This is a genomic window from Nitrospirota bacterium (genome assembly GCA_016212215.1).
Lineage (GTDB): Bacteria > Nitrospirota > 9FT-COMBO-42-15 > HDB-SIOI813 > HDB-SIOI813 > JACRGV01.
In genome coordinates, this window is record JACRGV010000131.1 from 64,867 (window position 1) to 73,243 (window position 8,377).

General features: G+C 49.2%; 6 protein-coding genes. 1 reads left to right on the plus strand and 5 read right to left on the minus strand.

Annotated elements, in window-relative coordinates:
- Positions 1-186 precede the first annotated feature (186 nt).
- Complete coding sequence (locus HZA08_12185; protein ID MBI5194180.1) at positions 187-558, plus strand: RNA-binding protein; 372 nt, start codon at positions 187-189, stop codon at positions 556-558.
- A gap of 138 nt (positions 559-696) precedes the next feature.
- Here HZA08_12185 and HZA08_12190 read toward each other — a convergent pair whose 3' ends face one another.
- From HZA08_12190 to HZA08_12210, 5 genes are read right to left on the minus strand one after another with little or no spacing between them, the layout of a single operon-like run.
- Entirely contained in the window at positions 697-1,137 is a 441-nt protein-coding gene (locus tag HZA08_12190) for a hypothetical protein (GenBank protein ID MBI5194181.1), read from the minus strand.
- Positions 1,138-1,153: 16 nt separating this feature from the next.
- Positions 1,154-3,973 carry a site-specific DNA-methyltransferase gene (locus HZA08_12195; protein ID MBI5194182.1) on the minus strand — a complete coding sequence of 940 codons (2,820 nt, stop codon included), beginning with the start codon at positions 3,971-3,973 and terminating at the stop codon, positions 1,154-1,156.
- A gap of 4 nt (positions 3,974-3,977) precedes the next feature.
- The gene (locus tag HZA08_12200) at positions 3,978-5,090 is read right to left on the minus strand and encodes a DUF1016 family protein (GenBank protein ID MBI5194183.1); all 1,113 of its coding nucleotides are present in this window, start codon (positions 5,088-5,090) and stop codon (positions 3,978-3,980) included.
- Position 5,091: 1 nt separating this feature from the next.
- Positions 5,092-8,160 (minus strand): DEAD/DEAH box helicase family protein, encoded by a 3,069-nt coding sequence (locus HZA08_12205; GenBank protein ID MBI5194184.1) that lies wholly within the window; start codon positions 8,158-8,160, stop codon positions 5,092-5,094.
- On the minus strand, positions 8,150-8,308 hold the full coding sequence (locus tag HZA08_12210) for a hypothetical protein (protein ID MBI5194185.1): 159 nt from the start codon (positions 8,306-8,308) through the stop codon (positions 8,150-8,152). The genes HZA08_12205 and HZA08_12210 overlap by 11 nt, the downstream gene beginning before the upstream one ends.
- Positions 8,309-8,377: the final 69 nt, after the last annotated feature.

The window sequence follows — 8,377 nt, forward strand, 5'->3', positions numbered from 1 at the left end:
TTGCAAGAGCCTCTGTTGCTTCATTTATTCCATGCATATTCTAACAGTTTTTATTTGGGCAAGTCCAGATTTTCCCATTGATTTTCACATGTGTACTACTAACAATGACAGCTAATAAATTTCACTTGACAAAATCGCTTAACTCTTTCATGCTATGGTAAATTTTTTTCAACCCGGAGGAAGAATATGGGCACAAAACTTTTTGTAGGAAATCTGTCTTATCAGGCGTCGGAAAATGACATAACAGAGCTTTTTTCTCAGGCAGGTACTGTTGAATCTGTGAAGATTATCACAGATGCTCAAACAGGACAGCCGAGGGGATTCGGTTTTGTGGAGATGTCAACGCCTGATGAGGCAAAAAACGCCATTACCATGTTTAATGGCACAGCATTAAAAGAGAGAAACCTCACAGTTAATGAGGCAAAACCTCCGGTTAAACGGGATAGCGGCGGCGGCAGAAGACCTTCCGGCGGAAGACCTATGGGCGGCGGTGGCGGCAGAGGCGGAGACAGGGACAGAGGCCGTGGAGACAGGGGCAGGGGCGGCAGAGGCAGGTAGTTTCTGCCCACATTCATCCGAAAATCAACCCCAAGTAAGCAGTAAGCGGTACGCAGTTAGCAGATAAAGACTGCCTTTCCTGTTTACTGCTCACTGCTTACTGTTTACTATTTTCATTTCCCTTTGTGAGCGCCCCGCTCATGACGGTTCATCAGTTAATGATTCGACGGGAAGGCTCAGGCATTTAATCTTTTTGTTACTGGCAAATTCAGCAAACCGGCTGCAGATCAATTCCCAGTGGTCTTTTTCTGTGATTCTATTGACCAGAGAAACGTACAGCACCGGGTGTATTAACTGTAGAGGCCGCCATGCATGCCTGCCGTCTTTGTTGTTCAAAATCAGGTGATTGACATTTTCAAGGTCTCGCGGTTTTTGATTTTGAAGATCAGAGAGAGCCTTGCCCTCAAGGGCTTTGCTAATGCCGATAAGTAGCTTGCTGAAATGAAAATATGGGGGCAGATCAATGGTGCAATAGCTCTCTTGTTTTAGAAAAAACGATCGAGCTTCATCGCAAGACAGTTCAAAAATCGAGCGACTTCTCCGTGTGGTAGCTGTCACAGCAGGATTAGAAACACTCATTTAATGTCCCTCATCATCATACCCGAAACACCTTCATCACTTCATCTCCCAAATGATTTATCACCTTCACAGCTATCCGCCCGGTTTTGGGTTTGTCGAAGGGGCGGGAGGTGTCGCTGTTTAATGTTGCCCAGGCGTCTTCGTTGATCTCGGCTTTGAGTGTGGTTTTAAGTGCTTTGTAGGGATCGTTTGCCCCTAAGAAATAAGCATGACGGACGAAGAAGCTTTCTTCGTTGTAGTCGGTATCAATGAACCAGCAGGCGATTCCTTCGGCACCGTCGCTGCGGACTTCTCCGGTATTGGGATGGAATACATCCACGCCATTTACTTTGACCTTAATCTGACCGTCTTCAGCATCCAGAATATTTATATCAGGTTCTCCGAAGATGACGAACAGGTTTCCTTTGCCCGTGTTCTTAAGGTCGTCGGCCATGTGCAGGTCTGCATTCATTCGCGCCTTGAGCACCGGGATGCGGCCGAGTTTGTTGAACTCTGATGAATGGGCATCGTAGTTGAAGGCGCAGGTGATCAGCACATCAAAACCGGCATCACCGGCCTCGCGGGCGGCGGCCACAAGATCAGGGCGGGAGACCGTGCCGAACTCTGGGCCAATGAAAATAGCGGCACGTTTTTCGACTTCTACCCCCTCGCCCCTTTGGGGAGAGGGTTGGGGTGAGGGACGTTCCATGTACCGTCCTTCTGCGCAGACCATATCTCCTGGCCAAGGGGTAAGCGATGTGAATGTGATTTTATCTTCCTTGTGAGCCTGTTGAACTCCAGCGGTCTTGAGATTTTCTAAAATCATCTGAACAAAGTCCCGTTCCCCGCCATAGCCCTCATTTGATTCCGCCACGGAATCAATCAACTCATCATCAGCACCCACAGCCAGCACGCGGTGAGGTGAAAGACTTTCAACTGTGAATGGCCCGGCCACGCGGACTTTCTTTTTGTCGTCATAAGGTTTGTCGTAGAGGTATTCGAACTCCGCCTTGGAGGCGATGGACGCGTCGATTTCTTTCTGACGGGCAATACGCTGTTCCCAAAAGGCAGTGAATAGTGGTTGAGTGGCAAGTGGATAGTTCTCAGGCATTTCACGTGGAATTTCCCATTCTTCGAGAGTCTTCTGCTTTCCAATCTTCACTGACAACTCTTCACGCAGCGGTGCCAATCGCTGCTCATACTTCTCCCAGATCACATCAATCTCAGCATTATTAGCGATGGACTTTAGCGTGATGTGTGGCACCCGCTCATAAACGAAGCCATGACGGATGTCGCCACGTGTGGGCTGACTTGATGGCGCGGTGCGGGTTACCTCGGCTTCCTTAAGCTGTCCGTCGCGGCTGTCTGCCAGCAGGTAGTACGGATAGCGTGCGCCCATGATGCGGGCACGGGCGAGTGCAAGAGCGACACGCGAGGTGTCAATCGTAATCCACCTCCGCCCCCACTGTTCAGCAACGTAAGCAGTTGTGCCGGAACCGCAGGTGGGATCGAGGACGAGATCGCCGGGGTCGGTGGTCATGAGGAGGCAGCGTTGGATCGCACTTGTAGAAGTTTGCACAACATATATCTTTTCTTGGTTTTTCTTGAAGCCTCCCATTGCTGTATCTAACCAAAGATCTCCTATTACGCGCACAGGGTAATCGTCAACGTATTTTCGATAGAAGACATTCTCACCTTTCTTTTGTACCCTGCCGGCCTTGACCAGAACATTTCTCCCGACAGAGTTTGTCGTCCAATGTCGACCACTTCTCGAATAGTAACTCCTGTCCTGAAAAACAAACGTATCTTCTGGATTCCCGTCCCCTTGCGAAGTCAAATCTGTCAACATGTAACATTTTCCTGATGCTCTGTTTTCTATAGTAGACCGTGAAATGATGCCGTCGTGTAACTCAATCCACTCGAACAAATCAAGTTCTTCCTCACTTTTAGTTTGCAGGAGCTTTCTAAATTTGATCTGCTCCGTTCGCTTACCATACCAAAGTAAATAATTAGTCACCTTATCGAGTAGATCAGAGGCCCTACCGCCAGTAGTTTTGAACTTGATAAGGCTAACAAAATTTTCATCCCCAAACACCTCATCCATAACCGCCCGCACCCGATGCACATTCTCATCCCCAATCTGCACAAAGATGGACCCTGATTCCGTCAATAAATCCCGCGCCACGGTTAGCCGATCACGCAGATAGGTCAGATAGGAATGAATGCCGTTCCGCCACGTATCACGAAATGCCTTTACCTGTTCCGGTTCACGGGTTATATGATCAACGTTGCCATCCTTCACATCCCGGCTGGTGGTTGACCACTGAAAGTTGGAGTTGAACTTGATGCCGTAGGGAGGATCAAAATAGATCATCTGCACCTTGCCGCGCAGTCCTTCACGCTCAGCTAATGATGCCATGACCTGAAGGCTGTCTCCAAGGATCATGCGGTTGGCCCAATGGGCATCGTGCTGATAAAACTCAGTTTTGGCACTCTCGCTGGGTAAGCCGTTGAAGTCGGCAAAGAGATCTATTTGAGTGGCTTGTTTTTTACTATCCACTAACCACTTTGCACTATTCACTACTAAGTCATCAATGATGACTTTCGGCTGTACCTTCTCCTGAATATAGAGCGGAGGGGCATGGACTATCAGGTCAGACCAGTCCTGCATATCCTTCCCTCGCCAGACAAGCTGAGGATCAAGGTCGCGGTTGCGCCGCTCGTATGCTACACGGATAGGATTTTTCTCTGCATCGTACATGACAGACTGATGCTCGGCAGTAGGAATATTTTTGCGGCTCGCCTCTTCGTGCTTGAGGGTTTCAACGGTCAGTTTGTTTGTTTTCTTTTTTGCCATGATTTTATCCTTCACCTTCAGTCTTCAACTGTTCTTCAATAAACTTCTGCATATCTTCTTTCTTTGGTAGTTCGAGCTGGTATTTGGATACAAAGAGATTATTATCCATCCCGGCCAGGGCATATTCAGCCAGGGCGTGATTTTTATCTGTGCAGAGCAGTATGCCGACCGGAGGATTGTCGCCTCCGGTCATCATATTCTTTCGATACCAGCTTACGTAGGTATTGAGCTGGCCGATGCCTTCCTGGCTGAATTGCTCTAATTTCAATTCAACAAGGACATGGCATTTCAATATGCGGTGATAGAAAACCATGTCAATAAAAAAATACTCGTCGCCAATCAGTATCCGTTTCTGCCGTGATTCAAAGCAAAAGCCATGTCCAAGTTCCAGCAGAAACTCTTCGAGCTTGTCAATAATCTGGTCCTCCAGATGGGATTCACTCATTACCTCTTTGGGCTTCAATCCCAGAAACTCGAATATATAGGGATCGCGTATAGTAAGCTGTGACTTCGATGATTCAGCTCCCTGTCTTGTTACTTCAGACAGTTTTTTCTTGTCGAAGGAGAGACCTGAACGCTCATAATAGAGGCTGTGAATCTGGCGTTTCAGCTCCCGTACCGACCAGTTGCCCTGAAGGCATTCGATTTCGTAGAAGGCCCGTTTAGTGTCGTCATCTATGGCGATCAGGTGCTCGATATGCGTATAGGAAAGCCGTTGCAGAAGCATCTGAGGATCAATACGGGAAAGTGCGGTCGTTGACTGCACTTTTTCCTGAACATCAATAATGCCCTGTGGGGCGAGATGTTGTAATTGTGCGGACAGTGACCGCACAATCTGAGGATAGGTCTGATAAAATCGGAGATATTGATAGAGTTGTCGCTTCCCGCAGGAGCTTATGTTGAGTTTTTCCAGCTCATTAGATAAGCTCAACAAAAGCCGATCCCCATACCCGGCCCTATCCGCACCGCGCAGTTCGTATTCGGCTATATAGCAACCGATCAGCCAATTGCGCATCGTGAGACTGACATTCACCGCCCGGCTCGCCTGTGCGGCCAGCTCGTCATTAATTTGCCGAATGGAACTAATCAGCGACGTAAATGTCAGCTCGTTTTTCATTTCACCCTTCACTCTTCACAATTCCGTCAATCATCTTATTAAACTTGTCTTCAACTTTTTGCTCAAAATCAGACTCGATCTGATAGACCTCGGTAAACTCAGCAAAGGCCCAGCGGCCATAACTGCCGAGGTTGTTTACACCCTGCACCCAATAGACATCCATGGTGTTCTTCTTCTCTTTGGCATCCTCACGCCGGTAACCTTTTATCTCAACAATCAGGTGCAGGAAGTCGTTCTCTCCGTGGCCATCATCAACCATCACTATGAAGTCGGGGATATATCTGCGAGTCTCAGAGCCATAGCGGTATGGCACTTCCATCCCGAGGTTGTGGTTCTTGACGTAACACCTTACCTTCGGATGCGCCTCTGCCACGCGACAAAACTCGGCCTCCCAGTCACTGTCGAGAATAATCCAGTTGATGTGACAGCGGCGGGCATCCGTTTCCCAGCGGCTGGTTTTCGATGTATTGAAATTTACAAAGCGGGTGGAGCCTGCAGGATTGTACGGGTCGAGGACGGCCTTGATAGGACGTTTGCCAAGCTCCGAGCGGGTAATGCCTGCGGTAATGCGCTCGCAGGCCATGTCTGCCAGTTCCTGATACATAAGCTGAGCCGGATAGGTGCCACCTTTACAAACCAGACAGTCATCGAGCCACTGTTTTGTGATCCGCTTGAGCTGGCCAAATAGATGCAATTTGGCCTCCTCACCGGGGTCGCGCCATTTAGTATAAAGGAGGCGCTGTGTGAGATGAAACAGCAGTGTGGAGCGGCGCATGTCGCGTGTATGGATAAGGTTCAAGTCCACCCCTTCGCCGATGATTCCCTGGTTTTTGGTAATAGAAGGGCCAACGAGATCCGGGGTCAACTCCAGCACAGAGTCTTCATTAAATGAAGGGGTCAGTCGTTCCTCCGGCAGTTCAACCCGATAGCCTGAAACACGCGGGAACCTGATTTCAAGTGAATCACGGTCAGGACGAACAGCCTTGACCTGAATAGTTTCCCGTGGAGGCTGAGGCGGCGCTATCACCGGCTTTGCTGTGAAGTCAAAGGGAATGCCGAGCACATCAGCATATTCTACATTAAACAGACCTTTGTTAGGCCCATCTTCGTTAAGGTCGTAAGATTGACGGCGCAGGGCACGGCCAATCACCTGCTCGCACAGAAGTTGAGTGCCAAAGGCACGCACACCGAGGACATGGGTCACGGTGTTGGCATCCCAGCCTTCTGTGAGCATGGAGACCGAGACCACACAGCGGATCGAATCGCCAAGGCGTCCTTCTTTGCCTACGGTATTCATGACTTCACGAAGCAGTTCCTGATCAGTCAGGTTATCTGCCTGTTGGCGGTTGCCGGTTCGTTCTATTATCTCCCGGCGAAAACGGTCAATCTCGTCGGCAGCCATACTGCGGAAGCCATCGTCCAGTACATCGCCGGATTCAAGTTGTGCGCTGTCTATCAGCAGTGTGCGGGGACGTGCAAGCGGGTCGCCATGCTCGTTGAAATTCCTGAACAGGGCCAGACGGCCATTTTCCAGCTTGGTAGACCCGTCTTCATTTTCCCTGTGGAAACCTGATATGTAGTCATATACAAGTTTGGACGTTGATGTATTGTTGCAGATAACGATGAAACAGGGCGGCACCTTGATACCGCTCTGCTGCCAGAGGTTAAAGGTTTTGTCGTAATGACCATAGAGCGCTTCCAAAGCTGTCTGAAGTTCCACGGGGATGGCTAACGGGTCAAGTGTTTTAGCTTTGCCCCGGCCTTTCTTTGGCATGCGTTTGCGGATGTGCTCCCAGAGATTGCGGAACCTCGGCATCTCCTCGCCGGGAATGTTGTCAGCCACAGGTACGCGGGGCAGCTTAACGATTCCGCACTCTATGGCATCCATCAGAGAGAAGTCGCTCATTGTCCAGGGGAAGAGCGTTCCTTCGGCATAACCGGAGCCGTGCAGGAAAAAAGGTGTAGCTGATAGATCAATGATGTAGTTAATGCCAAGTTTGCGGGTTACGATTTCAAGTCCGGATATCCAGAGTCTTGCGGCCTCATTGTTCTCTTCAGCCTCTTTCTTATCGTCGCCGGTCAAATCTTCTTCTTCATCTTCATGGGTGGGCTTTTCACGGTAACAGTGGTGGGCTTCGTCATTCAATACCATAATACTCTTCATGCCCATCAATTCCGGCATTACACGCTGGAGCATCTGTCCTTCGGTTTCCAGTGTATGAAGGTCTTCACCGCGCCCCTGCAACAGAGAGCGTCCGCCTTTGGATAACTCTATACGTTCACGCAGTTTGAAGGCATGATAGTTAGTGATAACGATTTTTGTGCGATTAATATCTGCAAGCATTTCATTGGGCACAATTTCCCGGCTCTGATAATAACTGTCCGGGTCATTAGGCTGAAGCACGCGGAGCCGGTCTCGGATAGTCAGGCCGGGTGTGACAATAAGAAATCCCCTTGTAAACTTCTTACTGTTGGGACGGCGAACTGCATTAATGGTCTGCCAGGCAATCAGCATGGCCATGACAGTAGTCTTGCCTGCACCGGTTGCCAGTTTCAGTGCCAATCTTATGAGGCCGGGATTGGCATCGTTGCCGGCGTTGGCGAGATGCTCAAGAAAGCCTTTTCCTGCCTTATCATTGGGAGCCACCTCAGTCAACCAGATAGCAGTTTCAACGGCTTCAATCTGACAAAAGAATGGCCGGATTCCGCTGAACGGGTGATGCCGCCAGTATTGAAGAAGCCGGGCGGTTTCGGGTGTCACCTGCCAATTATTGGAATTTTGTATGCCGCGCCACCTGTCCACATGACTGCGGAGCTCATTGATTATTGAAGTAGGGTCGTACTGTTGCTTCTGGGTTGAAAGCCCTTTCCCCTCGTCAAAAACTATTTGCTGCTGAGCCGCTTCCCCTTTGCGTTTTCTGGGTTTAGGGATTGGCGTAATGAACTCTGCACGTCGGCGGGTCTCTATGATTTTCTGTGTCGGTTGGCCGTTTGCGTCGAGTTCCCAGTGACGCATAGGGTATAGATATGGAGAGTTGAGTATTGGCTGCTCAAAAAATCTATTGTTCATATTTAAAGAAGAAGTTTATAACGTATAAAAATAATGAAATAATCAGGGTCTTGTTTTTTACATGTAACACCATGCCTTTAGGGTCTGTCATAAAATAACCTATACATTTATGCATCTCATCTTCCGGCCATCTTTGTGTGCTCCTCAATCGCAACCCCTCAGCGTAGATTCAACTACGCCTTCGGGTTTGCTCAATCGGTCGCACTCAAACCTGACC